The organism is Lachnospiraceae bacterium KGMB03038 (assembly GCA_007361935.1).
In the GTDB taxonomy this organism is placed as follows: domain Bacteria; phylum Bacillota; class Clostridia; order Lachnospirales; family Lachnospiraceae; genus Massilistercora.
The window spans coordinates 1,706,387-1,732,323 of the sequence record CP041667.1; the positions used below are offsets into that span (position 1 = coordinate 1,706,387).

Genomic DNA, 25,937 nt, shown 5'->3' on the forward strand with positions numbered 1-25,937 from the left:
TTTTGACAGCCAATGAAATTACAAAAGCTATTGAGTTATACACGAAAGGCAGTAGACGAATACGGGATGATCCAGGAAGGAGATCATATTGCGGTTGGGATTTCCGGAGGGAAAGACAGTCTAACGCTTCTGTATGCCCTTCACGGACTTCGGAGATTTTACCCCAAAAAGTTTGAACTCAGCGCGGTCACCGTGGATTTGGGCTATGAAAAATGCGATTTCACGCCGGTAGCTCGGCTCTGTGAGGAATTGGAAGTTCCATATGAAATCGTAAAAACAGATATTGCCCATATCCTTTTTGAAGAGCGCAAGGAACCGAATCCTTGTTCTCTCTGCGCTAAGATGCGTAAGGGGGCGCTGAATCAGGCAGTTAAACAGATGGGGTGCAACAAAGTTGCCTATGCCCATCACAAAGATGATATCATAGAGACTATGCTGCTCTCTCTTCTGTTTGAGGGCCGTTTTTACTCCTTTTCTCCCAGGACTTATCTGGATCGTATGGATCTTACAGTGATCCGTCCGATCATGTTTGCAGACGAGGCGGATGTGATCGGTTTCCGCAACAAATACGACCTTCCGGTTGTAAAGAGCCGCTGTCCCATTGACGGCCTTACCAAACGGCAGTACGCCAAAGATCTGGTACGCCAATTGAATCAGGAACATCCGGGAGCGAAACAGCGGATGTTCACAGCTATATTAAACGGAAATATCAAAGGCTGGCCCCCGCGAAATGATTAGGGCCAGCCTTTGGCTGCTGCTATAGCTTTTTATCAGTATCCTTTTCTTTGATCTCCACCAGACGTTCGATGGCTTCCGCAGTACCGTCAATACCAAGGATTGAACTATCTAGGCAGACGTTATAGCTGTCCGCGTCGCTCCACTTTTTATTGCTGTAATAATTATAATAACTGGAACGCTCCTTGTCCGTTTTTAAGATCCGTTCTTTTGCCTTCGCATCGGTCAGATCATAAATCCTTGCGATCCGTCGGATCCTTGCGTTTAAATCCGCATGGATGAACACACTCAAAACATTATCAAAATCTTCCAGGGCATAATCAGCGCATCGCCCCACCAGGATGCAGGGTCCTTCACTGGCGATCTTCTTGATCGTATCAAACTGAGCCAGGAAAACCTTGTGGTTGATTGGCATGTCTGCGTAGCTTCCAGCAGAGTATCCAAGAGAATAGGTGTCCATTACGAGAGAATATAAAAAACTGCTGGTAGGTTTTTCATCGTGAGTCTCAAACAGCTCCTGACAGATACCGCTCTCCTTTGCCGCGCGGGAAAGCATTTCTTTATCATAAAGTTTGATCCCAAAATAATCGGCTACCTTATATCCGATCTCCCGTCCTGCGCTTCCATATTCCCTTCCGATTGTTATGATAGTATTTGTGTTTGCCATATAGATCACTCTCCTCTTTATCTATACGAACCATTATACAACAATTCTGACTAAATGTGTACTTTTTTTAACAAAGTTTTTGTTAATTATTCATAAAACAAAAATCAGATCAGCTCCTTAGCTTTTTTAAAAGGGCTTCAAAATAGGAAGGCAGAGGCGCTTCCACTTCCAGATACTCTCCTGTGCGGGGATGGATGATCCCAATGGTCCTTGCATGGAGAGTCTGGCCCTGCAGGCCTGGGAAAGGACATTTTCTGGGGCCATACACCCCGTCTCCAAGTATAGGATGTCCGATACTCGCCATATGGACCCGGATCTGATGGGTCCGACCGGTTTCCAGACGGCATTGGATATAAGTAAACTGGCCAAAACGTTCCAATACTTTATAATGTGTGACGGCAGGGCGGCCGTTTCTGGAGCGGACGCTCATTTTCTTCCGGTCTTTGCTGTCCCGTCCAATGGGAGCGTTAATAGTTCCTGTATCGTTTTTCAGGTTCCCGTGGACGATAGCTTCATAAACCCTGGTAATGGAATGTTCTTTTAGCTGTTCCGCAATTTTTTGATGAGCCAGATCGCTTTTGCACACGATCAAAGAGCCGGTGGTATCCATATCGATCCGGTGAACGATTCCCGGACGGATCACTCCATTGATGCCAGAAAGTTCCGCGCCGCAGTGATACATCAGCGCATTGACAAGTGTTCCGGAGGGATGGCCGGGCGCCGGATGAACGACCATCTGTTTTGGCTTGTTTAAGATCAAAAGATCGGAATCCTCATAGAGAATATCCAGAGGAATGTTTTCCGGGCATATATCTAACACTTCTGGTTCTCTGAAATCTACCTGGATAGAATCACCGGAAATAAGCCTGTAATTAGGTTTTACAGGCTTATCTGAGACTTTTATCAAATTTTCCTGAATCATTTTCTGAATTTGAGAGCGGGAAACATCTTCCATCCGACAGGAAAGATATTGGTCAATCCTCTGCCCGCTGTCTTTCTCTTCTATGAAAAATTTGGTCAAAATCTTCCTCCTTATAATAAAAGAATATAAAGATCAATAAGGCGAATGTAGAGACGGTAACATAGATATCCGCCACGTTAAAAATTGGGAAATCTATCAGCTTGAAATAAAAAAAATCCACCACATATCCCAGACGGAGACGGTCAATAAAGTTTCCCAGAGCGCCGGCGGCGATAAGAACCGCAAGGATCCGAAGGGGCAGATAACGTTTGGAAAGCGGGACTCTTAGATAAAACCAGACTACAACAGCGCATATAACGGCCACGCTCAGAAAAAAGAACATTTTCTGCCCTTGAAACAGGCCAAAGGCTGCGCCTCTGTTTTCCAGATATTCCAGTTGAAATACTCCGTCGATCAAAATGATCGGAGGCTGATCTTTCAAATATACGATCGCCCAGAATTTGGTGATCTGATCCAGGAATACACCTGCCAGGACACCCGCCAGCGCGATCAAGCAGTGCAACCCTCTTCTCTCTCTCATATCGAGTCTCCTTTATATATATTTTCTAAGGGATATCAGACAGCGTTTCTTTTTCGTCTCAGACAACATTCCATCATAGCGGATACGGCCAAGACCTCTTACCGATATAATATCCCCCTCTTTTAGATGATATCCATTGCTGGTGATCAATTTCCCATTGACAAATACTCTTCCCGCTTCAATATAGGAAGTTACTTTGCTCCGGGAAAGGGGATAGGCCGTGGCAAGGACCGTGTCCAAGCGGATAGAAGGAACGGTCCCCTTGATCTCTTCAAAGCGCGGTTCATAAGAGATTTCATCCAGTTCTGTGATCTGGGCGGTCACCACCGTATGCCGGATCCTGGTCAATTGTTCTGTGATATATTTCCCGATCCTGGGGCAGACAAATACTTCCGCATATCCATCCATGAGCAGGATATCCCCCATTTTACCGCGTTCGATGCCCAAGTTCATCAGCGCGCCCAGATAATCTCTATGGGTGAGCTCTTCGGCAAAACGCGGATTGACCGGCTGTATGCGAACCACCTTCATGGGATAATGATATTCATAATAAAGAGCATCAGGTAGAAATGCAACCATCTGACGCTCTGCCATGTCATAGCCTCCATAGGTCTCATACCTTGCGGGAAAGAGCTCTTTTGGAGTAGTATGAAGGATATTTAGTTCATTCAGATTCAAAAAATCCGAAAAAGTTACGATATCTTTTGTATAGGCAACCTCAGAAAGCTCCACCAGGCGCTTTCTGAGTAAAGTTTCTTCTTTATTCATTCATATGTATCCCCCAAGGCATACCGGCATCTAAAACCTTGACCGCATAGAAGAAGCATCAAAAGATGTGTTCAGAAGATCTTGAAGGTCTCCAGAGATATCTACATTTGTCGGCGTTACCAGGAATATATAATTGGAAATCTTCTGAAGATTGCCGCTGATGGCATAAGTCGCGCCGGAAGTAAAGTCAATGATGCGCTGTGCCACTTCCAGATCCAATCCCTCCAGATTCAGGATCACAGTACGTCCGCTTAAAAGAGTCTCTGTGATTTCTCTGGCATCATCCACAGAATTCGGTTTGATCACACAGACTTCCATGTTTGCGCTGCTTCTTCTGGCAGGCTGACGCATAGGGGTTACTTTATTACTGCTGGAATGAGAAGCCCTGGACGACCTTGCCGGAAGTTCTTCGAAATCATCATCTTCATCATCCTCATAGCTCTTTCTCTTGCTGCCGAAAAAGCTTCTCCGCGGTTTCTTCTCTTCAAAATCATCTTCATAGTCATCATCATCGAAGAAATCATCATCATCGTAATCGTCGTCATCACTTAATTTCATGATATCCAGGAACTTATCTAATACTCCCATATTATAAATTCTCCTATCTCGCGTTTATACTTGAGCGTAATTTCTCGCGCCAAAAATCCCTGTTCCGACGCGGACCATTGTCGCTCCCTCTTCTATGGCCACCTGGTAATCATTCGTCATACCCATAGAAAGAACGCTCATAGTAACATTATCAACTTTTTTCTTAGTAATGTCAACAGATAATTTGCGTAATTCCCGGAAAACCGGGCGATTTTCCTCTGGATCTGCTACAAATGGAGCGATAGTCATCAAACCGTCCACCTGAATATGAGGTAATTTTGCGATTTGATCTACCAATTCTTCCAAATCTTCTGGAAATACGCCAAATTTGCTCTCTTCTTTGGCTACATTGACTTCGAGCAGAATATGGGCCGTGATATCACGTTTTTGTGCTTCTTTCTCAATGGTTTCGGCCAGACGGAGAGAATCTACGGAATGGATCAAAACAGCCTTATCAATAATATATTTGACTTTGTTCCGCTGCAGATGGCCGATCAGATGCCATTGGATATCATCTGGCAGGGCTTCATATTTATCCGCCATTTCCTGTACTTTGTTTTCGCCAAAGACGCGCACCCCAAGATCATAGGCCTCCTGGAGAGTCTCCACAGGCTTTGTCTTGCTTACGGCGATCAAAGTCACTTCGCTCCTGTCCCTTTTGCTCCGTCTGCATGCCTCTTGGATCTCATGTTCTACTTTCTCCAGATTTTCTTTTAACATATCTATTCAGCTCCTTTTTTAGAATACTACGTCATTTTCCTGTACGTCCTTTCCATTTAAGGCAATATGGTCGTAATTAGAAAGCCCATAATCGCTTCCAGAAGCAACGATATAATATTCATCGCTTTCACACAGAATCTGGATTTGTTTAAAAACAGCGTATCCTTTGTTTATATTGTAGACGCCGTTCAGCTCTTTTGTTTCTTTTAGGGCATAGGTCTCGCTGGAATCCGGTTTGATCAAAACGGTATCTTCCTCAAAATCCGCGGGATCTAAGTAGACCATGCCAGTCTCACTGTCCCTGTAGAAAACTTGTGCTTCCTGGAATTTGGCGCTTCCGCCGCCGGTCTGGACCAGAACGCCGTCACTTTGGCTGTTGCCTCCCTGGGTCAGATAATCTTCCGGTACGGTGTAGAAATCCTTCTGCACCACTGAGGATCGGGGAATCTTAAGCCCTGATTCGTCATCCAGGATCAATTCGATATCCAGATAGCGTTCCTTGGCGTAACGGACCATTCCGGTATCGAAGGAAAGAAATCCCAGATTCGCGTTTTCTGTATTATAGATAGAAAAATCTGCGGTCTCTGTTTGATTATCCTTGGAGAAACGGACACGGACCTGTTTTGTCTCCGCAAGCTCTTGGGCCATGGCATCACTTAATTCGATTACCACAGTCCATTGATCAGAGGTGATCAGTTTGTAGACAGGATCTCCGGCTTTTACTTTCGTGTTGTTCTCCATACTGACCGTTTCGTGGTCGTTTTGGGAGATCATTTCTTCTGTCACATCGCTGATCGTGGTTCCCTCGTATCCGTCCACAGAGTAGATGATCAGCCCGTCTCCGCTGGCATTATATACTTTCAGGCTGTCTCCCTGGGTCTTAAGCATCTCGTCTAGCTGGGCTTTCCGATTTGCGCTGGAACGGCTGTCCAGAACGCCGGTAATACTGTCCTTGACAGAATACACATCCTGAAAATCTTCTTCCTTGAAATTATCACTGAAGGATTGGATATCCGTCAAAAGAGAAGCCTCCTCTTCTGCCGTAAGATCCTCCGCGGATTCAGAGTCAACGGATTGGAAATCCAGTTTTTCGGAAGAAGAAGTGTAAACGCTGGTCTTGGCACCCACCTTGTCCCCCTCTGTGACAAAATAGTTGACATAACCATCCTCCTGGGCTGCGATGACGGATTCACTGCGCACCACAAAGCCTGTATAAGCGGTATCATTGACTATGGACCCTTCCCGCACCTCATAGACAGAGACCGGACCGGAAGTCAGATACATCAGTACGCTGACCGCCAGATAGATAAAGATGATTCCAAAAACAAGGATACCGATATTAAAATGTCCTTTTTTACGATAAACGGTAATATTTGTCAGTTTCTTTTTCTCACCCATATATCATGCCCCTTATCAGAATTTCAAAGCCGCCCCTCCAAGATAATGAAAACAGCGCCCCTGGAACTGTCCCTGGGAACGCATCCGCTCCTCCAATTCTTCCCGCAGCTTCCACCAGCTTGTCCCCCAGTTGCAGAACACGACCTCGTCTTTCGGCGCCCTGCCAAAAAGGCGTTCCACCGCGATAGACGGATCAAGATGTTCTAAAAAAGCGGCTGCGCGCCTAAAATATTCCTCCTTTGAGCACACTGTTATTGTACCATTTTCATAGGCGTCACACAACCGGGTGTTCCTGGCAATATAAAGGGAATGGACCTTTACCACCTGAACTCCAAGAGAAGACAGGATTTTGGCGGTTTCCACCGCATCCAAAATGTCGTCTCCCGGAAGATTTAAGATCACATGGGCGCAGACTTCAAACCCGTATCTGCGGATCGCAAGGACACTGTCAATGAATTCTGCCAGTGTATGTCCCCGGTTTATGGATATAAGCGTATGATAATTTGCTGTCTGAAGCCCAAGTTCGACTGTGATCTGGATATCCCTTCCGCGCCGGATACGCTCCAGGACGTCCAGGTATTTCCCAGAGATACAGTCCGGTCTTGTGGACACCGCAATCTCCACGATATCCGGCGCTTTCGCCGCTTCCTCCATGTAAGAGCGAAATTGAGGCACAGGGAGAAAGGTATTTGTATAATTCTGGAAATACGCGATGAATTTATGGGCGTTATATTTATTTTCAATACGTTTTCGGTTCTCCGAGAGCTGCTGAGAAACTAAGAAACGGCTGTCCATAGCTTCAAATCCTGTGCCGCAGGGAGCGCAGAAAGAACAGCCGCCTCCCGCGTGTTCCCGGTTGGGACAGGAAACCGGAAGATTGACCGGAAGTTTATAAACCTTTTCGCCGTATTTTTTTTTCAAATATTCAGAATAGCTGTAATAAAGCTTCTGTCCATTCTCCATCGATCAGTTTCCTCTCTATGACATGTATAAAACCTTTTCTTTGTGACATACTAGGACTAGCATGAAGGAAAAGGAGGAAGTTTCATGAAATGGTTTGACAACACGGCGCTGACACTCGTGATCATCGGCGCGGTCAACTGGCTCTTGGTCGGGATCTTCCGTTTTGATCTGGTTGCTTTCCTATTTGGCAATCTATCCTGGCTGTCCCGCGTCATATATGCGCTGGTAGGACTTTGCGGACTCTATCTGATCAGCCTTTACGGACGGATCCGGAACACCTCGGAGGTCCGCTCATAAATAAGAGGGGTAAGCCGGCTTTTTGCCCGCCTGCCCCTCTATTTTTATTCTTCCGCCGTATTTTCGTCCTGCGTTTCAGAATTTCCGTCTTGTGATCCAGAGTCTTCAGTCTGCGTATCTGTCTGGGCAACGCCTCCGTCGATCAAAGCGGTCATGTCTGTATACAGGAGATCTTTTGTCTCCGCTCCCATGATCACAGAAACATATTGATCTCCCTTTTCATCCTCCGCCAGAAGGATCAGGCAGTTGCCGGCTTTCTGCGTGGTTCCGGTCTTCCCGCCGATCACGGTCGCGGCCGTTGGCAGCGCTGCCTCGCCTCTGGCATAGAAGTTGCTGGCCTCCCAGGCCGTATCTTCTTCTGTGCCATCAGCATGGGTGATATGTGCATTGTAGGAATCCATCTGGATGATCTCCAGGAATTTGTCCTGCTTGATAGCCTCGTTAAAAATCAGATAAAGATCATAAGCAGTTGTATAATGATCATCGTCCTGCAGGCCGTGGGGGCTGACAAAATGGGTGTTGGTAGCCATCAGCCGGGCCGCTTCCTCATTCATCATCTCCACAAAAGCTTCTTCGCTGCCGGCAATATGTTCGGCGATCGCGACCGCGTTGTCATTGCCGGACTGGAGCAGCAGTCCGATCAGCAGATCTTCTAAAGTAAGCTGATCTCCTTCTTTTAAGCCGCAGACGGATTCATCAGAAGCCCGGTTTGCCGCATTGGCGCTGACTGTGACCACGTCTTCCAGGTTTCCGTTCTGAAGCGCGACCAAAGCGGTCATAACCTTAGTCGTGCTGGCTGGATACACTCGCTCATGCACATTCTTCGCGTAAATCGTCTGCAGATCTTTCAGATCAAACAATGCCGCGGCCTTAAAGGCAGAAGCATCTGGAGCTGATGGAAGATCGATATCCGAAGCCGCGACGCACAGATCCGCTGAAGTAAACGGAACGGTATCATAAGCTTGATTATAATGTTCTAATTCAAATTCAGCCGCCCGGTGTTCCTCGCGGAAGAAAAACTGAAAGGCCAAAACTCCTATCAGAATGACGCACAAAGCTAAAAACAGGAGGGTCATTCCCGCGATCAGCCGGCGTCTCGCCCTCCGGGCTCTCTTCATTTTCCTAGATTTATCGGTACATTTCACGCCAGTCAAGATCTCCTCTATCAATTGCTAGAACGATCAGTTCCGCAGTGGCCAGATTCGTAGCCATAGGGATATTATAGGTGTCGCAAAGACGGATGACATCATTTAAATCCGGCTCATTTGGTTTTGGCGCCGTAGGATCCCGAAGAAAGATCAGCGCGTCAATATCATTCTGGGCGATCTGCGCTCCAAGCTGCTGGCTTCCGCCCAGCGGTCCGGCCAGATATTTGTGGATATTTAAATTCGTCACCTCTTCGATCAGGCGGCCCGTGGTTCCTGTCGCGTAAAGCTGATGCTTATTTAAGATACCCCGGTAGGCAATGCAGAAATTCTGCATCAGGGCCTTCTTTGAATCATGTGCGATCAGACCGATATTCATGGATTTATTCACTCCTTATTGATATTTTTTGGGCTGCAGCCCAACATTTAGGACAAATCCTATGCCAATATACAGACTGACCAAAGAGGTCAGGCCATAACTTACAAAGGGAAGGGGAACTCCCGTATTGGGGATCAATTTGGTGGCCACGGCAATATTGATAAAACTCTGTATGCCGATCAGGCCCCCCACCCCGCAGCAGATGATCCTCCCTGCCAGGTTCTGGGCCCGTATCCCTATTAATATACATTGTATCACAATCAACAGCAATAAAGCAATAACCAGACAGCTTCCAACGAATCCGAGTTCTTCGCCGACAATGGCGAAAATAAAGTCTGTCTGAGGTTCAGAAATGAAATTTCCGTTTTTTACAGAGGTAGTCGTGTTGTTATTTAGCCCTTTCCCGGTCAGCTGACCAGAACCGATCGCCATAACGGAGTTGTTCTGCTGATAAGCCTCATCGCTGGCATATTCTTCTGGATTCAGGAACGCCAGGATCCGTTTTTGCTGATACTCTTCCAAGAATGGCTGATTGGGCTGGACTACGATGGAGAGAAAGATCACCGCGACCGGGATCAGCACAAGAAAGACTTTAGCGATAAACTTATAGCTTAAGCCTCCCGCATAGATCATCAGACATAGTACTAAGGCGGTACAGATGGTGGTCGACAAATTCGGTTCCATAATGATAAGAGCCAGCGGGATCGCGCACAGCACAGCATATTTCAGAATCGTCCATTTATCATTTAAGTCGTCCTCGTGACGCATGATAAATTTTGCAAAAAACAAGATCAATAGAATTTTTGCAAGTTCTGATGGCTGGAATGTAGTAAATCCCAGATCGATCCACCGGGTGGCTCCATTGACTTCCTGGCCGATGACCAGCACAAGGCCCAGAGAGAGCACGGAAAATCCATACAAGAGCCAGTAAAAATTCAGGACCCATTCATAATCCATCAAAGAAACAACAGCCATAGCGATCAGGCCGATGATCACTCCGATGATCTGTCTTCCCTGATAGATCTCTCTTGCGCTTCCCACGACCAGGACTCCCAGTATGGAAAGGGCAAGGACCAGAACGATCAGAGTAAATTTATAATCTTTTAATCGATAAGGTTTTGTAAATCTAGGTAATCTCACGTTTTTTCTCCTGAAAAGTCTATTTTTATGTAGGTACGTGTAATCTCCACATGAAAGTTATCTTCTGTAAGTTCCATGTATTTTGAGAGGGTTTTATACAACTCCTGGCATAGTTCCCCGCCCGCGTCGGGAGAGCACTGGACACGATCGGAAATAACCAGGGTGCGCAGCCGGTCTCTGGCGATAGAAACAGAAGATTTCTTAAGCATCCTTAGACCTCCTTAATCTTTTTTAAAAAGGTGTGAAAGCTTTGAAAACAGTCCGGCTTCCCGGCTTATATCCAGGAACGGCACGTCTACTCCCATAATCCGTTTGCAGATATTCTGATAGGCCCGTCCGGCTTTTGAATCACTGCCGACTATCGGTTCTCCCTGATTGGTCCCGATCACGACCCTCTCATCATCGGGAATTGCTCCGATCAATGGGATAGACAAGATTTCCGTTACATCATCCACAGACATCATGTCGCCTTTTCTCACCATATCCATTCGTATCCGATTGATGATCAATGAAATTTTCTTCAAATGATTGCTCTCAAGAAGACCAATAATACGGTCTGCGTCTCGAATCGCTGAAACTTCCGGCGTTGTGACTACGACAGCCCGGTCCGCGCCTGCGATGGCGTTCTGGAATCCCTGCTCGATACCGGCCGGACAGTCTAGCAGCACATAATCAAACTCTTCTTTCAACTGTGAGGTCAGCTTTTTCATCTGACCGGGAGAGATGGCTGATTTGTCTTTGGTCTGGGCTGACGGCAGCAGATAGAGATTCTCATACCGCTTGTCCCGGATCAGGGCCTGCTTTAAACGGCAGGTACCCTCGATCACATCTACCAGATTATAGACGATCAGATTCTCAAGTCCCATTACCACATCCAGATTACGCAGTCCCAGGTCTGTGTCCACGACCACGACTTTTTTATCAAATCCGGACAGCCCGGCTCCCAGATTCGCGGTGGTGGTGGTCTTCCCTACACCGCCTTTTCCCGATGTGATCACAATAACTTCGCCCATGAATAACTTCCTCCTATCACTGGTTTTACTTCCCTGTACCCGATGCGAAGCCGCTTCGGTCTCATATCCAGCGCCGCGATAATAGCGCTGCTGTCACCGGCCGCTCCGGCAGTTACCGACCCATAAATGGATCCGGTAACCACTACGCTGCCTTTAGAGATAACGGCAGCTCCTCTTTCAATGTCGCCGATGATTATAATACTTTTTTCAGATTCAAGAATCTGTTTTCCTCTCAGGGTACCTCGATAGAACTGGCCGTCTCTGTCAGAGAGAGGGGCCAGGGTTTCCTCCAGCAGTTTTTTGTGAAAGCGCTCTGTGGGAGTATTTTCTTCCACAAGACACATGATTTCTATTTGCGCCGCATCTTCGATGGCTTCTGCCATCAACTGCTCTTCTTCCTTGGTAAAAGTACGGCCTTCAAACTGGACCGCCATCTTGGCGTGGTCAAAAAACGCCGCAGAGGCGCCAAACTTTTCCGCGGCCGCCGTAAGCAGATTTGCGAACGGCAGGTCGGAATCAAAGCAGATCGTGAGGCCGTAACGGTTACTCTTGATCAGAACAGGATCCTTCACAAACTGTCATCCCCCCCTAGTCTCCGCTGGTTGAAGTACTGATATCTGCTGCTTCGCCAGTGATGATCTCCTCCACTGGATCTGTCTCATAATAGTATTTCATGATATCCCTTCCAACCTCTGCGGCATAGGTGGAACTATAGCCGTTGGCGATTCGGATCGCGAAAGCGACTTCTGGGTCGCTGCTGCTTGCGAATCCGACGAAAAGCCCGTGGTCCGGATGGGTCTTACTCTGCTGTGCGGTACCGGTCTTACCGGATATTTCCACTCCTCCCCGGTTCAGCTCTGTGAAAATTCTGCTCTGCGCGACCAATACCACGTTGCGCATACCATTGTGGACCGCGGTCCAGGTGGAAGACGGAACGTCCGACAGCGTATTGGTGACTTCCGGTTCATATTCCTTCAGGACTTCTCCGTCTACAGAAGTTACTTTATCCAGAAGTGTCAGGTCATACACAGTTCCTTTATTTGCAATGGCCGTAATATACCGGGCCAGTTGAGTGGTCGTATAGTTATTTGTACCCTGGCCAATGGCGGAAGGTACGGAAGACTCGTCCGAAATCTGAGGCTCAGCCTCTGGGATCTCCACACCGGATGTGGTGTTGAGGCCGAATAATGCGGCGTATTTCGCCAATGTGTCGGTGCCCAGATTACTGGAATAATAACTGGAGGTGGCTTCTCCTTTCAAATCGCCGGATTTCACCTGGTCGAGGCCGTTGTCTTTTAAACTCAGCCGATACCCCACTTCGTAGAAGAAACAGTTGCAGGAGTTCTGAATCCCGCCTTCCACGTCCAAAGTTCCGTGAGCCTGCGGATAGATCCAGCATCTGGGATTCGGCTCTACTTTTTCATAAATACCCCGGCAGGTGATCTGGGAACTTAAGTCGATCACTCCTTCTGAAAGACCAGCCACCGCTACCAAAGGTTTATAAGTGGAACCGGGCGCCGTCTTCTCCTGAGTCGCGTTATTATAAAACGGACGGGACTGATCGGTCACCAGTTTGTTGTAATATTCAGAGTCCATGGTATTGGCCAGCCGGTTATTGTCGTATCCTGGATAAGATACGCAGGCCAGCACATCTCCATTGTTAGGATCTGTCATAACAAGAGAGCCGGTGCAGGGTTCCAGTCCCAGCTGTCCGGGCGTGATTTCCAGCGTCTGGATCTTGCCGCGAAGGAAATCATAGGCTCCTATACTTCCGGATGCGAGACGGTTGTACTGATCTTCATCATATTCCAGTACGCCCTGTTCGTAGATCATCATGCAGATTTGTCTGCCTGTGACAGATCCGGCTTTGATCATATACTCATAGATCAGCTTGTCAAAGCTGCTGTTCTCCTGCAAAGCTTCCAGGATATAAGTCTTCAGCGCCGCGTAAGTTTCATCGGCGTTGGAATACTCTTCCGACCCTTCCATATAATCTGTCAGGGCGGAAGTGTCCACCCAGTTCTGAGAGATGGCGTAATTTAAAAATGTATAGATATTGATGGATTCTTCTGTCCGCCATGCCTGGTAAGTGTCATCCTCTGTGTCGATAACGTCTGACATCAGGACTCCGGTACCGCTCATCAGCAGGTCATTGACGATATATGACAAATATGCCTGCGTTTCTTTGGACATATCCTGATACGGGGAAGCTTCTGAATCATCCAGAATACTGCTGATTTCCTGGAGCACCTCTTCTTTTCTGGCTGTAAAAGAAGCGTAGACTTCTTTTTCTGTAGTCCCTGCATCTTCCTGGGCAAAATGTTCCATATCCAGGATCTCATTAGAGATAAACGCGTTGTAGACATCTCCGATCGGAATCAGGATGTCGCTTGCATCCTCTACACCGGTACGATCAAAATCCAATTGATTGGTCAGCTTTGACAAAAGGATTCCAGCAAGCTCCTGTTCCAGAATATCATACGCGGCTTTCTGCAGATCCGCATCGATAGTCAGATATACGTCATTGCCGGCTTCTGGTTCTGTCTCCTGGACGGTTTCAATAACTTTTCCTACATTGTTGACATAGAGTTTGACCTCACCTTTCTTTCCTTTCAAAGTGGAATCAAGGGTCTGTTCCAGTCCGGATTTTCCCACGGTATCCGTCTGGTCATACTCTTGTTGCTCTTCTTCACTGAGAGAGTTGTACTCTTCTGTGGAAATCTGGCCCGTATAGCCGATGATATTAGCAAAATATTTGCTGTCCGTATAACGGCGAAGGGACTCTTCTTCAATGCTGACCCCCTGCAGAGTATCCAAATTTTCTGATACCGCGGCCATCGTCTCTTCGCTGACGTCCTCCGCGATCGTAGTCGGAATATATTTTTGATAACTATTTAATGAAATAGCGTAACGGACATTGACCAGTTTTAAGACCTCCGCTTTGCTGAGTTCCTCCTGATCGATACCATATCCGTATGTTTCATCGGTACAGAGATAATGGATGATCTCATCGGCCGTCTGTTCTTTCTGTTTGTCTGTCAGTTTATCAATGGTAGCCTGTCCATATACATCGGCGATAAAGCGCAGGCGCTGTGTGTCCGATTCTGCCACAAACATATAATTATTATTTTGATCCAGAATAATCCCGAAATCATTAATGATGGAATCGCCGTTTGCCTCTACCATATCAATGACAGTGGAGATCACCTGGTTGAGCTCTTTATTCTTTTCTTTCTGAGAATCATACTCTCCGTTATCCTCGATCGTCACAGAATAGGCCAGCTCATTATAAGCCAGGAGTTTGCCGTTGCGGTCGTAGATATTTCCGCGGGTTCCCTCCACCTCTCTCGTCTTCTGGATCTGCAGCTCATAATTGTCCGCGTATTCTTCTCCCTTAACGATCTGAAGGAAAAATACTCTCTGTACTAAAATAGCGGAAGTAATACAGAAAATAATTATGACTACAAAATTTCTTGATTTAACGATCTCATAGATACCGGATTTGATTCGTTCCCATAAACTATACAAATTTGCTTGCACTCCTTTGTTCTTCTGCTTCCAGCCGTTTGTTGATGTGTAAGATGATTTGATAGAGCACTAAGGTGACCAGGATCGTATAGACAAGTTCGGGAAGTATGATCTGGATCAAATGAGTTCCAAACGCGAAATTTCCCCGAAGCATATACATGCCGATATACGTAACGACCCCGTAAAACAATTCACTGGCGCCGATCAGGCCAATAGGCAGTTTGATATCGTCTTCATAAAACAGACGCTCAAACATACCGTTTAGGTAACCGACGATGGCAAATAACAAGATATTAAATCCCAGGGCATAGCCCCAGAACAGATCCACCAAGAGTCCGGAAAGAAATCCCACAAACAATCCTTCCTTTTGGCCTCTCATAAATCCAAAAGAAGCAGTGACAACGATCATTAGATTTGGCCGGATCGAGGCGAATGTCAACCGCTGAAACAGGCTCCCCTGCAGGAAAAAACAGATCAAGACGATCAGGATCGTAATGATTCTCCGCTTCATGATATCCTACTCTCCTTCCCCGCCTGCATCTTCGGATGCGGCATCTTCAGACGAGGTGTCTTCGGATGCGGCGCCGTCTGTCTGCGCGTTTACCAGGTCGTCCTTGGTAGTGGTGATCACCAGCACCTCCTGGAGTTTGCTGAAATCCACAGCCGGTGTGATATAACCTGACCGGGTCAGATTATTGGAATCCACCTCGATCTCGCTGACATATCCGATAAACAGCCCCTGCACAAACCGGTCGCTGACATGGGAGGTAACTACCTGCTCGCCCACCTCGATCTCATTGTCATTATTAGGCAGACGCTCAAAACGGAGCCTGCCGTCTGAGATCAGTTCTAAGTCTCCTTCCACGATACACAGATCAGATGTAGAAAGCATCATAGCGCTGATATTGCTGGAATCATCGATAATGGAGCGGACCCTTGCGTAATCAGGCCCTACTTCCGTTACAATCCCTACAAGACCGCTTCCGGCAAGCACATTGCAGTTAACCTTGATTCCGTCATTAGACCCTTTATCGATGGTAAAATCGCTGAACCAGTTCGTGCCGTTATTCGAAATGACCCTGGCGCCGATCTTCTCATAATCCGAATAATTTTCATCCAGTTTATAAAGTTCTCGCAAACGCTCAAGCTCATACTGCTCTTGTCTCAATCTGGTGTTGTCGATGGTAAGTTCGTCTACTTTGCTTTGCAGGCTTTCGTTTTCTGCTTTCATATCTTCCATTGTCTGGAAGTTTTCAGAGACGTCGCTCATCCATTGTCCCGCATAGCTTATGCCCTTTTGAAACGGGATCACCGTATAATTAGCGATAAACCGCAAAGGACCGCTGCTGTCTACCACGCTTCCAATGCCAAGCAGGATCACACAGACGGCGATCAGGATAAAAAGCCAGTATTTACTTTGAAATGACGATTGGTTTTTGATCTTCATATTACCTCATCCACCTGTAGTTCTCATCTAACATTGAATAGGCAAGCTGCCTTAATTCCTTCGACATAATGATTTTTTTCAGTCCTGTCACCGCGCAGATGTCCGGGTCTTTTGCCACTCTTGTAGTGATACCGGTCCCCTTCTCAATATAAGTGTCCAGTCCAGGCATATTGGCGATTCCTCCGGTAAGATAGATCCCGTTGGAATAGATGGCTGTTCGTACTTCCGGCGGCGTCCGGTCCAAAAGGGACAGGATGGAGCGCACACACTCCAAAAGCGGATCCCTAAGAGAAGCTCTTACTATGCCCAGAGAGATGGATTTCTGCATGGGAACGCCTGTGATCAGATCCCGGCCGGCAACCGTCATAGACGCCTCCGATTCGCCTGTAAAAACGCCGAAACGTTTGCGGAGGACCTCTGCCGTCAGTCTTCCGATCAGAAAATCATGACTGTGGCGGATCAGGTTCACCAGGGATTGATCAAAGGTAACGCCGCCAATCTTCACCAGACGATTTAAAACCATACCGCCTCCTGCAAGAACTGAAAGTTCAGTGGTTTCTCCGCCAAAATTCGCGATAAAGATACCCTTTGTATTCTCCACGTCCAGATCCAGTCCCACCGCGTCGGCGATAGAACGCTCCACGATATTGACTTCTCTTGCTTTGGCTGTAGAATGGATGACCAGATCAAAGAAAGCCTTTTTCTCTACTTCCGTCACATCTGTCGGAACGGCGATCACATACTCGGAACCTCTGGCAAACTGCCGGTCCTTCTTCAAGAGATTCTGCAGCAGAAACTGCATATCATTGAAGCGGGAGATCACGCCTTCTTTCATTGGAAAGACCACTTCGATATTGCCGGGCGCTTTTTCAAACATTTCATAGGCATCGTCTCCTACAGCAAAGATTTCTTTTTTATTGCGTATGGCGATGACATCTTTTTCTTTCCAGATCGTATCTTTCTTTTTATCATAAACTTTGATCTCGTAGGAGCCAAGATCCAGTCCATAAGTGTTTCTAGCCATTGATTTTATCCTTTCTTAAATAAAAGCTCCGACTCCCGGAAGCTGATATAACAATTATTGCCAATAATGATATGATCTAACAGTTCAATTCCGATCAGTTCTCCTGCCTTTAAGATCCGTTCAGTGACCAAAATATCTTCGCCGCTGGGAGAAGGATCGCCGCTGGGATGATTGTGCAGCAGGATAATGGATACGGCTTCTTTGCGAAGCGCTTCCAGGAACAATTCTCTGGGTGTGATCAAAGACGCGTTGACGGTACCTTTTGAAATATCCGTCTCTCCGATCAATCTAGCCTTCCCGTTCAAAAGCAGAAGTTTAGCGACCTCCTGTTTCTGATGCCGCAGATCTTCCATATAATAGCTGGCGATCGCCCCAGGTGTGGCGAAACAGAGATTCTCCTGCGCGCGGGCCTTGGCAAGCCGTTTGGAAAACTCTGACAAACATAGAATCTGTACCGCTTTGACTTGTCCTACTCCCTTGATCTTAAGAAGCTGTTCCATGGTGAGCTGATGAATTCCAAGAATCCCCTTCTCTCCTGTATGGTACAGGATTCGCCTGGCTAATTCAAGGGCGTTTTCACCGCGGGTGCCAGTCCTTAGAAGAACCGCCAGCAGTTCGGAATCACTTAAGAGCGCCGCCCCTCTTTCCCTACATTTCTCGTAAGGACGCTCTGTGCTCGGAATCTCTTTTATGGTATTTGAATGACTCATTTCTCTTTAGATTCATAACGACACTCCGGATGGAGATTACAAGAAGCGGTAAATAAATACCGCAATGATGACACCAATGATACTTGCGACGGTAATCTTTACCTGAAGGCAGAAGGTAAGCACTAGAAGCCCAAGATTCAGGACAACAGGCTCGTCCAGCCCAAAGGACTGTCCATAGGAAAGCCAGCTTAAAGCTGATGTTCCTTGCGCAAGCACACTGATAAAACCGCCCAGGACAATTCCCGCCAGGATTAGCAGAAATAACGCCCAGGAGTTCTTCCCTTTTGTTCCCTTCATATGTACTCCTCCTCGTCTCATGCCTCTTAAAAAACTCAATACATTCTATCATATTTCAGAAAAAGTGTATAGCCTTATCCCATTAAAAATTTCTTAAACCTGCCTGTCTTTGTCGAACGGACGGTACATTTGGCTGATGGCGCGGGCCACTTTCAGTCCGTCCATTGCCGCGGATGTGATCCCGCCCGCGTAACCGGCGCCTTCCCCGCAGGGATAGACTCCGCCCACAGCAGATTCCAGAGATTCCGAATCCCGCAGAATACGTACCGGTGAGGAAGTGCGGCTCTCCACTCCAGACATCAGGGCATCCCCTCTTGCGAATCCTGGGATCTTCCGGTCAAAAGCCAGTACGCCTTCTTCCAGCGCTTTTGCCAGAAAGGAAGGGAAAATGGAACGAACATTGGTCCAGGTGTAAGAGCCTTTGATCTGAGGAAGAATCTCCCCTGGTCCCTGGGAGGGCTGATCCTGACAGAAATCCTGGAATAACTGGACCGGAATACTGCCCGCGCCCGCGCGGTAGGCCGCTTCCTCCAGGCGGCGCTGAAATTCCACCCCTGCTAAAACGCCGTCCCCCGGGTAATCTTCAGGACTTACGGTAACGATCACCGCGCTGTTGGCATTTTGACCGTCCCGTCCGCTGTAACTCATTCCGTTGACCGCGCAGCGTCCAGGCTCTGAGGAGGCGTTGACCACATATCCGCCTGGGCACATGCAGAAAGTATAGACACCCCGGCCGTTCTCTAAATTCGCCGTCAGCTTGTAGGAGGCTGCCGGAAGTTTTCCCCGCTCCCGTCCGTACTGCCGTCTGTCGATCTGCTCCTGGGGATGCTCCATGCGCACTCCAACCGCAAAGGCTTTTGGTTCCATAGGAAGCTCCTCTTGTTCCAGAAGCGTAAAGGTGTCTCTGGCGCTGTGGCCGATGGCCAGGACCAGCACATCCGTATCCAGGCTTTCCATATCCCGCCTGTTCTTTCCGATATGTTCCAGACCGACAGACTGAACCTGTCTTCGCCCGTCTTCCGGCTTTGTGATCTGGATCTTTGTTAATTTGGTGCGGAACCGGAACTCGCCTCCCATCTGCAGGATAGATTCCCGCAGGGCCCGGACCACCTGGATCAGTTTATCCGTGCCAATGTGAGGCTTACTGTCATAAAGAATCTCTTCCGGCGCTCCGTGGGACGCAAACAGACGCAGCACTTCCCGCCCTCTTCCGTCAGGGTCGTGGACCAGCGTGTTTAACTTGCCGTCAGAAAAAGTGCCCGCCCCGCCTTCTCCGAATTGCACATTGGATTCTGGATTTAGATTTCCTGTCTTCCAGAATTCTTCCACATCTTTCTGTCGTTCTTCTACGCTTGCCCCTCTTTCCAGCAAGATGGGACGATAACCCATGCGCGCCAGGGCGTAGCCGCAGAACAGCCCGGCGGGACCTGTGCCTGTGATCACAGGCCGGTGGGAAAGAGTCCTGGTGCCGGAAGGATGATAGGAATATGCGGGAAGCGGCGGGCGGAACAAGATATTTGCCTGTTTTATCAACCGCTTCTTTAACGCCGGCTCATCTTCTGCTTCTGCTTCTACTGTATAGACATAAAAAAGATCTGGCCGCCGCCTGGCATCCAAGGAGCGTTTCAAGATCCGCCAGGAGCGGATCTGTCTTCCCGAAACACGAAGAAGCCTGCAGAATTTCTTCTCCAGGTCCGCTTCCGTATGCGGGATTTTCAGTTTGATCTGCTGTATCTGTATCATCCGTTCTCTCCTGTCGTCCGCCCCTGTAATCCAGAAGCCGTTTTTTTTACCGCCGCCGCAAGAGGGACCTAAGCGCCGCCCGCCCCGCCAGGAATCCGGTTGCCCAGGCCCACTGCAGATTATACCCTCCGCAGATGCCGTCCGCATCCAGCAGTTCCCCGGTCAGATAAAGGCCCTTTGTATAGTTGGATTCCATGGTATGGCTGTTGATCTCACACAGCGGAATCCCTCCGGCGCAGACCTGCGCGTGCTCAAATCCTGTAGTATCCGACACCGTGAGGCGGACTGATTTACAGCACCGCGCCAGTCTTTGCAGGTTTTCCCGGGACAAGTCCCCCACCGCCGCAGTCATACGGATTTTGGCAAGATCCAGGATCCGGGGAATCAACTTTTGATGGAACAGACCGATGAGAAAATCTCCCGCAGATGTCGACTCGTTTCCGGTCCTTCGCGCTTCCAAAAATTGATATAAGGCTTCCTGTGATTCCATCCAGGGAGCGAGGTCTACGAAAAGCTCTGCCCGTTCTCTTTTTTGGAGCGCCATGGATAGATGGCGGCTCACTTGAAAAACAGGGATCCCTGAGATCCCATAGTCGGTAATCTGCAGTTCCCCTCGGTCTTTCGCCGCTTCTTTTCCGCTGCAGACCGCCGTTACGCTTCCTTCCACCCGTACTCCTGAGGCTTTGGCAAAGGGATTAGACTTGATCTTCAGCTGCACCAGCGCCGGGACCACTGGAAGACAGGAATGGCCCAGGGAAGCCGCAAGCTGATAACCGCTTCCATCGGATCCCAATACAGAAGACGCCTTTCCGCCGGCAGACAGGATCACTCGGTCCGCATAAAAATGCTTTCCAGAACAATTCAGACGGAAGCCTTCTTTTTCTCTGCGGATCTTATCCACATGGACGCCGGTATGGACTGGGATTTTCCACCGTTTTAATTCCGATTCTAAAAGAGAGCGGACCGCAGAGGCCTGGTCGGACTGAGGATAAATGTATCCATTCCTGGATTTTGTCAAAAGTCCGAGGCTGGCAAAAAAGTCTTGTGTTTCCTGAAATCCGAACTGCCTCAGGACATCTGAAACAATTTCTGGATTCTGGCTGTGGAAACAGGAAACATCCAGGAATTGATTGGTCAGATTGCATCTGCCGTTGCCGGTAGAAAGGATTTTCTTACCTGGCAGATCCTTATGTTCCAGCAGGAAAATCTGGCAGAAGGTTTCCTGTCTGGACGCTTCTCTGGCGGCCTCTATAGCCGCCGTCATCCCGGATGCGCCCGCTCCTACGACTGCGATTTTTTTCATATGCTTCTCCTGTCTTTCTTCTGTGTATGGCACAAGAAATAGCTATAAGTCAACAAGCCTTTCTCTTGTCAGATATTCCAGAGACATTAAGATTCCAAGCTTAGCGTGAGGCCAGGTAAGCCCTCCTTGGAAATACACGGCGTAAGGCGGCTTGATCGGTCCGTCAGCGGAAAGCTCGATGGAGGATCCCTGCACAAAAGCGCCTGCCGCCATGATCACGTCACTGTCATATCCAGGCATAGCCCACGGCTCCGGCGTTACATAAGAATCTACCGGCGCCGCCGCCTGGATGCCCCGGCAGAAGGCGATAACTGCTTCCGGACTTCCAAGCTCCACTGCCTGGATGATATCATGCCGGCTTTCCTTTCCATCGGGGATTACCGGGAATCCCAGGCGTTCATAGATATTCGCGGCAAAGACAGCCCCTTTCAAGGCGCTTGCCGTCACCACCGGGGCCAGGAACAATCCCTGGTAGAAGGACTGCATCACGCCAAGAGAAGCCCCCACTTCCCGGCCAAGTCCGGGGGAGGTCAAGCGATAGGCGCAGGCTTCGATCAGTTCTTCTTTTCCGGCAATATAACCGCCAATGGGGGCCAGGCCTCCTCCCGGGTTCTTGATCAGCGATCCAACCACCAGATCCGCTCCCACATCGCTGGGTTCCAATTCTTCCACAAATTCTCCGTAGCAATTATCTACCATACAGATCACGTCGGGTTTGATCTTTTTTACGAACGAGATCAATTCTCCGATCTGGGCAACGGAGAAGCTGGACCGGGTCTGATATCCTTTGGATCGCTGGATCGTTATCAGTTTTGTGCCGTCATGGATTTCTTTGCGGATGGTTTCATAGTCGAAAGTTCCGTCTGGAAGAAGGTCTGTCTGCCGATAAGTGACTCCATATTCGGCTAAAGACCCGGTGGACGGGCGTATGCCGATCACTTCTTCCAGCGTGTCATAAGGCTTCCCGGCTGGGGAGTAAAGTTCGTCTCCCGGCCTTAAATTAGCCGCCAGAGCAATCGACAAGGCATGCGTCCCGCAGGTGATCTGAGGACGCACAAGAGCGCTTTCCGTATGGAAAACGGAGGCATATACTTTCTCCAAAATATCTCTGCCCTGGTCACTGTATCCATAGCCGCTGGCATAGTTAAAACAGGCTTCGTTCACCCGGTTTTCCTGCATGGCGCGGATCACCTTTATCTGGTTATATTCCGCCATCTCATCGATGGCATTGAAACGTTCCTGCAGTGTTTTCTCTATTTCTTCGGCAAACAGAAGGACCTTTTTACTGATTCCGATCTGTTTATATAAATCTATTGTATCTGGCATGTTCTTTTATTCCTTTCTTACATCGCTTCCATAACCTTTGTTTTCATCTGGGCGCATCTGGAATCAAATTCCGGATTTAAAGGCGGGATATCCAGAAGAATATCCGCCGCTTCTTTAAACCGCCGCATATCATAGAGGAGCGAGGCCCGATTCAGATTGAAAAGCGCCCGCTCTCCCTCTGTGCGGATCAAAGGCTCCAGAGCCAGGAGTTCCCGGTATGTAGTCTTGGCGTTCTGACTGTAGGAATATAACTCCAGCAGTGTATTCATTTTTTTCAAAAACTGATTTCTCCGAAAGATTTTTTGCAGCATTATACTCCCTCCCACTCGTTTAATATTTTCTGTAAGATCAAATCTTCATCGTAATTGAAATCTTTCTGATTGATCCAGATCACATCCCGCTCCCGTTTAAACCATGTGATCTGGCGTTTGGCAAAATGCCTGGTATCCCGTTTGATCCGGTAGACCGCTTCCTCCAAAGAACAATCGTCTTCCAGATAGGCGAGGATCTCTTTGTATCCAAGGCCCTGCATCGAGACCATATTTTTTGTATACCCCTTATTTCTCAGACTGCGGACTTCTTCCACCAGTCCGTCTTCTATCATCTGATCCACCCGTCTGTCGATCCGGCTGTAGAGATGAGAGCGCTCATCTGTCAGGACAAAGTAAGCAAACCGGTAGGGGGAAGATTTCTTTCGTTCTTCCTCGTTGTGCCGGGAGATCGGAATCCCCGTCTCTTCGTAGAATTCCAGCGCCCGGATGACCCGCTTGACATTATTGGGATGAATCTTCTTGGCAGACTCCGGGTCTGCCAGAGAAAGTCTTTGGTGAAGAGCCTCTTTCCCTTCTGTTTCCGCCAGATGAGCGAGACTGCGGCGCAGTCCGCTTTCTTCTTTGTGTTCGTGAAAATCAACATCATAGAGAAGAGCCTGGATATAGAATCCTGTCCCCCCGGTCACGATGGGAATATGGCCGGCCTCATAGATCTGATCCATGGCCTGGCGGGCCATATCCTGGAATCTTACCACATTGAATTCTTCCGAAGGTTCCAGCACATCGATCAGATGATGGGGAATTCCATCCATTTCCTCTCGGGAAATCTTTGCCGTTCCGATATCCATGTGCCTGTAGACCTGCATGGAATCTGCGGAAATGATCTCTCCGCCCAAAGCTTTCGCCAGCCGGAGAGAAAGTCTGGTCTTTCCGGCGGCGGTAGGACCAGTAAGCACGATCAGTGGTTTTTTCATCATCATACAATCCTCTTGAATTTCTTTTCCAGTTCCCGCTTGGACATGGAGATGATCGTGGGCCTTCCATGGGGGCAGTGATAAGGATTTTCCAAAGTAAGGAGTTCCCCTATGAGCGCATCCACTTCCTGAGCGGACAGACGCATGTTCCCTTTGACCGCCGCCTTACAGGACATGGAAGCGATCTTTTCGTCGATCAGATCTGTCCGGTGATGGCGCGCGAGCTCATCTGATAATCCGTCCAACATCTCCAAAAGCAGTTCTTTTTTAGCGATCCCAAAGAGATTCCCAGGCACTGCCCGGACGGCGTAAGACTCCTGGCCGAATTCTTCAAACTGGAATCCTATCCGGGTAAACTGGTCCATGTAAGTCTTTAACAGTTCGCTTTCCTGCATAGTCAGGTTCAAGATGATAGGCGGACTGATCATCTGCGAAGTGAATTCCCGTGTCTGCATCCCTTTTAAAGTCCGCTCATACAGTACCCGCTCATGGGCCGCGTGCTGGTCGATAATGTACATCTTATCACCCAGCTGCACGATCCAGTAGGTTTCAAAAATCTGACCTACCAGACGATAACCCGGCCGTTCCTGCCCTTTTAGCAGATGATCCTCGAATAGTTCCATCTGCCGAGGCTCTCTCGTTGTTTCCTGGCCGACTGTTTTTGCGGTTTCGGCTTTTGGCGCCGGGTCATCTCCCGCCTCTTGTGTCTGTTTCGGCCGCGCGGCCGCATATGCGGCCGCTTCACGGATTCGGTCCATCTGACGGCCTGGTTTATAGAGGTCCCCCTGTTTTCGCACCTCAGCGGAAGAATTCTGCTGGTGATAGGAACGGACTCTTTTCTTCATTTCTTCCATAAAATAGTTCAGATCCCGCTCGCCGGAAGGCTGCTGCTTCTGAATGCTGCTTTGGAAGTCAACGCCGGATGCTGGTTGGGCAGCAGGAGCTGGTTGGACCGCTGGAGCTGGTTTGGGCTCTTCCGGCGCGTCCAGTCCCACTTCCGGGATCAGTTCTCTTCCGTGAAGCGTCTGGTCTACGGCCTCAAACACCGCGTTGTAGACTTCCTGCTGGCTGCCAAAGCGCAGTTCCATCTTGGCCGGATGGACGTTGACATCCACCGTCTCTGCGTCCAGTTCTATATGCAGTACTACAAAGGGATACTTGTGCTGCATGGTAAAGTCTTTATATCCATCTTCGATCGCCTTATAGACCACCTGGCTTTTGATGTATCTGCCGTTGATGAAATATGTTTCAAAATTGCGGTTCCCTCTGGAAATAAGAGGCGCTCCAAGGAAGCCGCTGATCCGGATGCCGTTTTTTTCATACTCTACTTTCAAGAGATTTGCCGTGATCTCTCGGCCGTATACATGGTAGATCACGTCCTTTAGATTTCCATTCCCGGAGGTGTGGAGTTTGGACTGCCCATTGTTGATAAACTGGAAGGAAATCTCCGGGCGGGATAAGGCGAGGCGGGTCATCAGATCTGCCACGTGCCCTGCTTCTGTCATGGCTGTCTTTAAAAACTTGCGCCTTGCGGGCGTATTGTAGAAAAGCTGGCGGACAACAAAGGTTGTGCCGTCTTTAGCGCCTGTATCCTCAAGGCTTTCTTCTTTTCCTCCCGCGATCCGGTACCTGGTTCCAAAGGTTTCCTCTTCCGTCTTGGTGATCAATTCCACCTGGGAAACGGCGGCGATACTGGAAAGAGCCTCGCCTCGGAAGCCTAAAGACCCGATATGGGACAAATCTTCCGCTGTACGGATCTTACTGGTGGAATGACGCAGGAAGGCGGATGGGACCTGAGATTTGTCGATCCCGCTCCCGTTGTCAGCGATGCGGATATAAGCTATCCCGCCTTCTCTGATCTCTGCCGTAACGGCGGTAGCTCCGGCATCAATGGAATTTTCCACCAGTTCTTTTACAATAGAGGCCGGCCGCTCAATTACTTCCCCAGCCGCGATCTTATCTATAGTTATCGGATCCAGTATTTGAATCTTGTTCATC

Annotated in this window: 28 protein-coding genes; 2 read left to right on the forward strand and 26 right to left on the reverse strand. The window is 48.5% G+C overall.

From position 1 onward, the window contains the following. Positions 1-12: 12 nt before the first annotated feature. The gene (locus FND36_08160; protein ID QDW74010.1) at positions 13-738 is read left to right on the forward strand and encodes a tRNA 2-thiocytidine(32) synthetase TtcA; all 726 of its coding nucleotides are present in this window, start codon (positions 13-15) and stop codon (positions 736-738) included. A 19-nt stretch (positions 739-757) separates the two neighbouring features. Here the strand turns inward: FND36_08160 and FND36_08165 are convergent, their stop codons facing one another. The 8 genes from FND36_08165 to FND36_08200 all read right to left on the reverse strand — a co-directional run bounded on the left by FND36_08165 (position 758) and on the right by FND36_08200 (position 7,341). Then, positions 758-1,402, reverse strand: a complete 645-nt coding sequence (locus FND36_08165; protein QDW74011.1) for a cytidylate kinase-like family protein — start codon at positions 1,400-1,402, stop codon at positions 758-760. A 109-nt stretch (positions 1,403-1,511) separates the two neighbouring features. After that, positions 1,512-2,423: an RluA family pseudouridine synthase gene (locus FND36_08170; GenBank protein QDW74012.1), complete on the reverse strand. Its 912-nt coding sequence runs from the start codon at positions 2,421-2,423 to the stop codon at positions 1,512-1,514. Beyond that, positions 2,377-2,904, reverse strand: a complete 528-nt coding sequence (gene lspA, locus FND36_08175; GenBank protein ID QDW74013.1) for a signal peptidase II — start codon at positions 2,902-2,904, stop codon at positions 2,377-2,379. The genes FND36_08170 and lspA overlap by 47 nt, the downstream gene beginning before the upstream one ends. A gap of 12 nt (positions 2,905-2,916) precedes the next feature. Then, positions 2,917-3,672: an RNA-binding protein gene (locus FND36_08180; GenBank protein ID QDW74014.1), complete on the reverse strand. Its 756-nt coding sequence runs from the start codon at positions 3,670-3,672 to the stop codon at positions 2,917-2,919. A 30-nt stretch (positions 3,673-3,702) separates the two neighbouring features. After that, positions 3,703-4,260 carry a cell division protein SepF gene (locus tag FND36_08185; GenBank protein ID QDW74015.1) on the reverse strand — a complete coding sequence of 186 codons (558 nt, stop codon included), beginning with the start codon at positions 4,258-4,260 and terminating at the stop codon, positions 3,703-3,705. Between the two features lie 24 nt (positions 4,261-4,284). Next, on the reverse strand, positions 4,285-4,980 hold the full coding sequence (locus FND36_08190; protein QDW74016.1) for a YggS family pyridoxal phosphate-dependent enzyme: 696 nt from the start codon (positions 4,978-4,980) through the stop codon (positions 4,285-4,287). 18 nt (positions 4,981-4,998) lie between these two features. After that, entirely contained in the window at positions 4,999-6,378 is a 1,380-nt protein-coding gene (locus FND36_08195; protein ID QDW74017.1) for a hypothetical protein, read from the reverse strand. 15 nt (positions 6,379-6,393) lie between these two features. After that, positions 6,394-7,341, reverse strand: a complete 948-nt coding sequence (locus tag FND36_08200) for a TIGR01212 family radical SAM protein (GenBank protein QDW74018.1) — start codon at positions 7,339-7,341, stop codon at positions 6,394-6,396. 84 nt (positions 7,342-7,425) lie between these two features. Between FND36_08200 and FND36_08205 the strand changes: the two genes are divergently transcribed. Beyond that, the gene (locus FND36_08205) at positions 7,426-7,638 is read left to right on the forward strand and encodes a DUF378 domain-containing protein (GenBank protein QDW74019.1); all 213 of its coding nucleotides are present in this window, start codon (positions 7,426-7,428) and stop codon (positions 7,636-7,638) included. A gap of 44 nt (positions 7,639-7,682) precedes the next feature. On the opposite strand, the gene FND36_08210 is transcribed toward FND36_08205, so the two are convergent. The 18 genes from FND36_08210 to mutL all read right to left on the reverse strand — a co-directional run bounded on the left by FND36_08210 (position 7,683) and on the right by mutL (position 25,936). Continuing rightward, complete coding sequence (locus tag FND36_08210) at positions 7,683-8,783, reverse strand: D-alanyl-D-alanine carboxypeptidase (protein ID QDW74020.1); 1,101 nt, start codon at positions 8,781-8,783, stop codon at positions 7,683-7,685. After that, positions 8,767-9,162: a methylglyoxal synthase gene (gene mgsA / locus FND36_08215; protein ID QDW74021.1), complete on the reverse strand. Its 396-nt coding sequence runs from the start codon at positions 9,160-9,162 to the stop codon at positions 8,767-8,769. Before mgsA ends, FND36_08210 begins: the two co-directional genes overlap by 17 nt. A gap of 15 nt (positions 9,163-9,177) precedes the next feature. Further along, positions 9,178-10,302, reverse strand: coding sequence for a rod shape-determining protein RodA (locus FND36_08220; protein ID QDW74022.1), 1,125 nt, complete (start codon positions 10,300-10,302; stop codon positions 9,178-9,180). Next, positions 10,299-10,511 carry a cell division topological specificity factor MinE gene (locus tag FND36_08225; protein ID QDW74023.1) on the reverse strand — a complete coding sequence of 71 codons (213 nt, stop codon included), beginning with the start codon at positions 10,509-10,511 and terminating at the stop codon, positions 10,299-10,301. Before FND36_08225 ends, FND36_08220 begins: the two co-directional genes overlap by 4 nt. A 12-nt stretch (positions 10,512-10,523) precedes the next feature. Next, positions 10,524-11,315, reverse strand: coding sequence for a septum site-determining protein MinD (minD, locus tag FND36_08230; GenBank protein QDW74024.1), 792 nt, complete (start codon positions 11,313-11,315; stop codon positions 10,524-10,526). Beyond that, complete coding sequence (locus tag FND36_08235) at positions 11,297-11,887, reverse strand: hypothetical protein (GenBank protein ID QDW74025.1); 591 nt, start codon at positions 11,885-11,887, stop codon at positions 11,297-11,299. The genes minD and FND36_08235 overlap by 19 nt, the downstream gene beginning before the upstream one ends. 16 nt (positions 11,888-11,903) lie before the next feature. Next, entirely contained in the window at positions 11,904-14,855 is a 2,952-nt protein-coding gene (locus tag FND36_08240; GenBank protein QDW74026.1) for a penicillin-binding protein, read from the reverse strand. Continuing rightward, positions 14,836-15,354: a rod shape-determining protein MreD gene (gene mreD, locus FND36_08245; protein QDW74027.1), complete on the reverse strand. Its 519-nt coding sequence runs from the start codon at positions 15,352-15,354 to the stop codon at positions 14,836-14,838. Before mreD ends, FND36_08240 begins: the two co-directional genes overlap by 20 nt. Before the next feature lie 6 nt (positions 15,355-15,360). Next, positions 15,361-16,290 carry a rod shape-determining protein MreC gene (gene mreC, locus FND36_08250; GenBank protein QDW74028.1) on the reverse strand — a complete coding sequence of 310 codons (930 nt, stop codon included), beginning with the start codon at positions 16,288-16,290 and terminating at the stop codon, positions 15,361-15,363. A gap of 1 nt (position 16,291) precedes the next feature. Then, the gene (locus FND36_08255) at positions 16,292-17,314 is read right to left on the reverse strand and encodes a rod shape-determining protein (protein QDW74029.1); all 1,023 of its coding nucleotides are present in this window, start codon (positions 17,312-17,314) and stop codon (positions 16,292-16,294) included. A gap of 5 nt (positions 17,315-17,319) precedes the next feature. Next, positions 17,320-18,024, reverse strand: a complete 705-nt coding sequence (locus FND36_08260) for a JAB domain-containing protein (protein ID QDW74030.1) — start codon at positions 18,022-18,024, stop codon at positions 17,320-17,322. Positions 18,025-18,060: 36 nt separating this feature from the next. Then, positions 18,061-18,321: a DUF4321 domain-containing protein gene (locus FND36_08265; GenBank protein QDW74031.1), complete on the reverse strand. Its 261-nt coding sequence runs from the start codon at positions 18,319-18,321 to the stop codon at positions 18,061-18,063. 93 nt (positions 18,322-18,414) lie between these two features. Further along, a complete protein-coding gene (locus tag FND36_08270) occupies positions 18,415-20,064 on the reverse strand; it encodes an FAD-dependent oxidoreductase (GenBank protein ID QDW74032.1) in 1,650 nt (549 codons plus the stop codon). Positions 20,065-20,110: 46 nt separating this feature from the next. After that, the gene (locus tag FND36_08275; GenBank protein ID QDW74033.1) at positions 20,111-21,367 is read right to left on the reverse strand and encodes an NAD(P)/FAD-dependent oxidoreductase; all 1,257 of its coding nucleotides are present in this window, start codon (positions 21,365-21,367) and stop codon (positions 20,111-20,113) included. Between the two features lie 42 nt (positions 21,368-21,409). Beyond that, positions 21,410-22,693 (reverse strand): hypothetical protein, encoded by a 1,284-nt coding sequence (locus tag FND36_08280; GenBank protein ID QDW74034.1) that lies wholly within the window; start codon positions 22,691-22,693, stop codon positions 21,410-21,412. Positions 22,694-22,710: 17 nt separating this feature from the next. Next, positions 22,711-23,004 carry a hypothetical protein gene (locus FND36_08285; GenBank protein QDW74035.1) on the reverse strand — a complete coding sequence of 98 codons (294 nt, stop codon included), beginning with the start codon at positions 23,002-23,004 and terminating at the stop codon, positions 22,711-22,713. Then, a complete protein-coding gene (gene miaA / locus FND36_08290) occupies positions 23,004-23,942 on the reverse strand; it encodes a tRNA (adenosine(37)-N6)-dimethylallyltransferase MiaA (protein ID QDW75582.1) in 939 nt (312 codons plus the stop codon). The genes FND36_08285 and miaA overlap by 1 nt, the downstream gene beginning before the upstream one ends. After that, a complete protein-coding gene (gene mutL, locus FND36_08295; protein QDW74036.1) occupies positions 23,942-25,936 on the reverse strand; it encodes a DNA mismatch repair endonuclease MutL in 1,995 nt (664 codons plus the stop codon). Before mutL ends, miaA begins: the two co-directional genes overlap by 1 nt. Between the last annotated feature and the right edge of the window lies 1 nt (position 25,937).

Bases quoted from the DNA above. Each gene is read 5' to 3' on its own strand.
- FND36_08160 (QDW74010.1), top strand. From the start codon at position 13: ATGAAATTACAAAAGCTATTGAGTTATACACGAAAGGCAGTAGACGAA.
- FND36_08165 (QDW74011.1), bottom strand. From the start codon at position 1,402: ATGGCAAACACAAATACTATCATAACAATCGGAAGGGAATATGGAAGC.
- lspA (QDW74013.1), bottom strand. From the start codon at position 2,904: ATGAGAGAGAGAAGAGGGTTGCACTGCTTGATCGCGCTGGCGGGTGTC.
- FND36_08180 (QDW74014.1), bottom strand. From the start codon at position 3,672: ATGAATAAAGAAGAAACTTTACTCAGAAAGCGCCTGGTGGAGCTTTCT.
- FND36_08185 (QDW74015.1), bottom strand. From the start codon at position 4,260: ATGGGAGTATTAGATAAGTTCCTGGATATCATGAAATTAAGTGATGAC.
- FND36_08190 (QDW74016.1), bottom strand. From the start codon at position 4,980: ATGTTAAAAGAAAATCTGGAGAAAGTAGAACATGAGATCCAAGAGGCA.
- FND36_08195 (QDW74017.1), bottom strand. From the start codon at position 6,378: ATGGGTGAGAAAAAGAAACTGACAAATATTACCGTTTATCGTAAAAAA.
- FND36_08200 (QDW74018.1), bottom strand. From the start codon at position 7,341: ATGGAGAATGGACAGAAGCTTTATTACAGCTATTCTGAATATTTGAAA.
- FND36_08205 (QDW74019.1), top strand. From the start codon at position 7,426: ATGAAATGGTTTGACAACACGGCGCTGACACTCGTGATCATCGGCGCG.
- mgsA (QDW74021.1), bottom strand. From the start codon at position 9,162: ATGAATATCGGTCTGATCGCACATGATTCAAAGAAGGCCCTGATGCAG.
- FND36_08225 (QDW74023.1), bottom strand. From the start codon at position 10,511: ATGCTTAAGAAATCTTCTGTTTCTATCGCCAGAGACCGGCTGCGCACC.
- minD (QDW74024.1), bottom strand. From the start codon at position 11,315: ATGGGCGAAGTTATTGTGATCACATCGGGAAAAGGCGGTGTAGGGAAG.
- mreD (QDW74027.1), bottom strand. From the start codon at position 15,354: ATGAAGCGGAGAATCATTACGATCCTGATCGTCTTGATCTGTTTTTTC.
- mreC (QDW74028.1), bottom strand. From the start codon at position 16,290: ATGAAGATCAAAAACCAATCGTCATTTCAAAGTAAATACTGGCTTTTT.
- FND36_08255 (QDW74029.1), bottom strand. From the start codon at position 17,314: ATGGCTAGAAACACTTATGGACTGGATCTTGGCTCCTACGAGATCAAA.
- FND36_08260 (QDW74030.1), bottom strand. From the start codon at position 18,024: ATGAGTCATTCAAATACCATAAAAGAGATTCCGAGCACAGAGCGTCCT.
- FND36_08265 (QDW74031.1), bottom strand. From the start codon at position 18,321: ATGAAGGGAACAAAAGGGAAGAACTCCTGGGCGTTATTTCTGCTAATC.
- FND36_08270 (QDW74032.1), bottom strand. From the start codon at position 20,064: ATGATACAGATACAGCAGATCAAACTGAAAATCCCGCATACGGAAGCG.
- FND36_08275 (QDW74033.1), bottom strand. From the start codon at position 21,367: ATGAAAAAAATCGCAGTCGTAGGAGCGGGCGCATCCGGGATGACGGCG.
- FND36_08280 (QDW74034.1), bottom strand. From the start codon at position 22,693: ATGCCAGATACAATAGATTTATATAAACAGATCGGAATCAGTAAAAAG.
- FND36_08285 (QDW74035.1), bottom strand. From the start codon at position 23,004: ATGCTGCAAAAAATCTTTCGGAGAAATCAGTTTTTGAAAAAAATGAAT.
- miaA (QDW75582.1), bottom strand. From the start codon at position 23,942: ATGATGAAAAAACCACTGATCGTGCTTACTGGTCCTACCGCCGCCGGA.
- mutL (QDW74036.1), bottom strand. From the start codon at position 25,936: ATGAACAAGATTCAAATACTGGATCCGATAACTATAGATAAGATCGCG.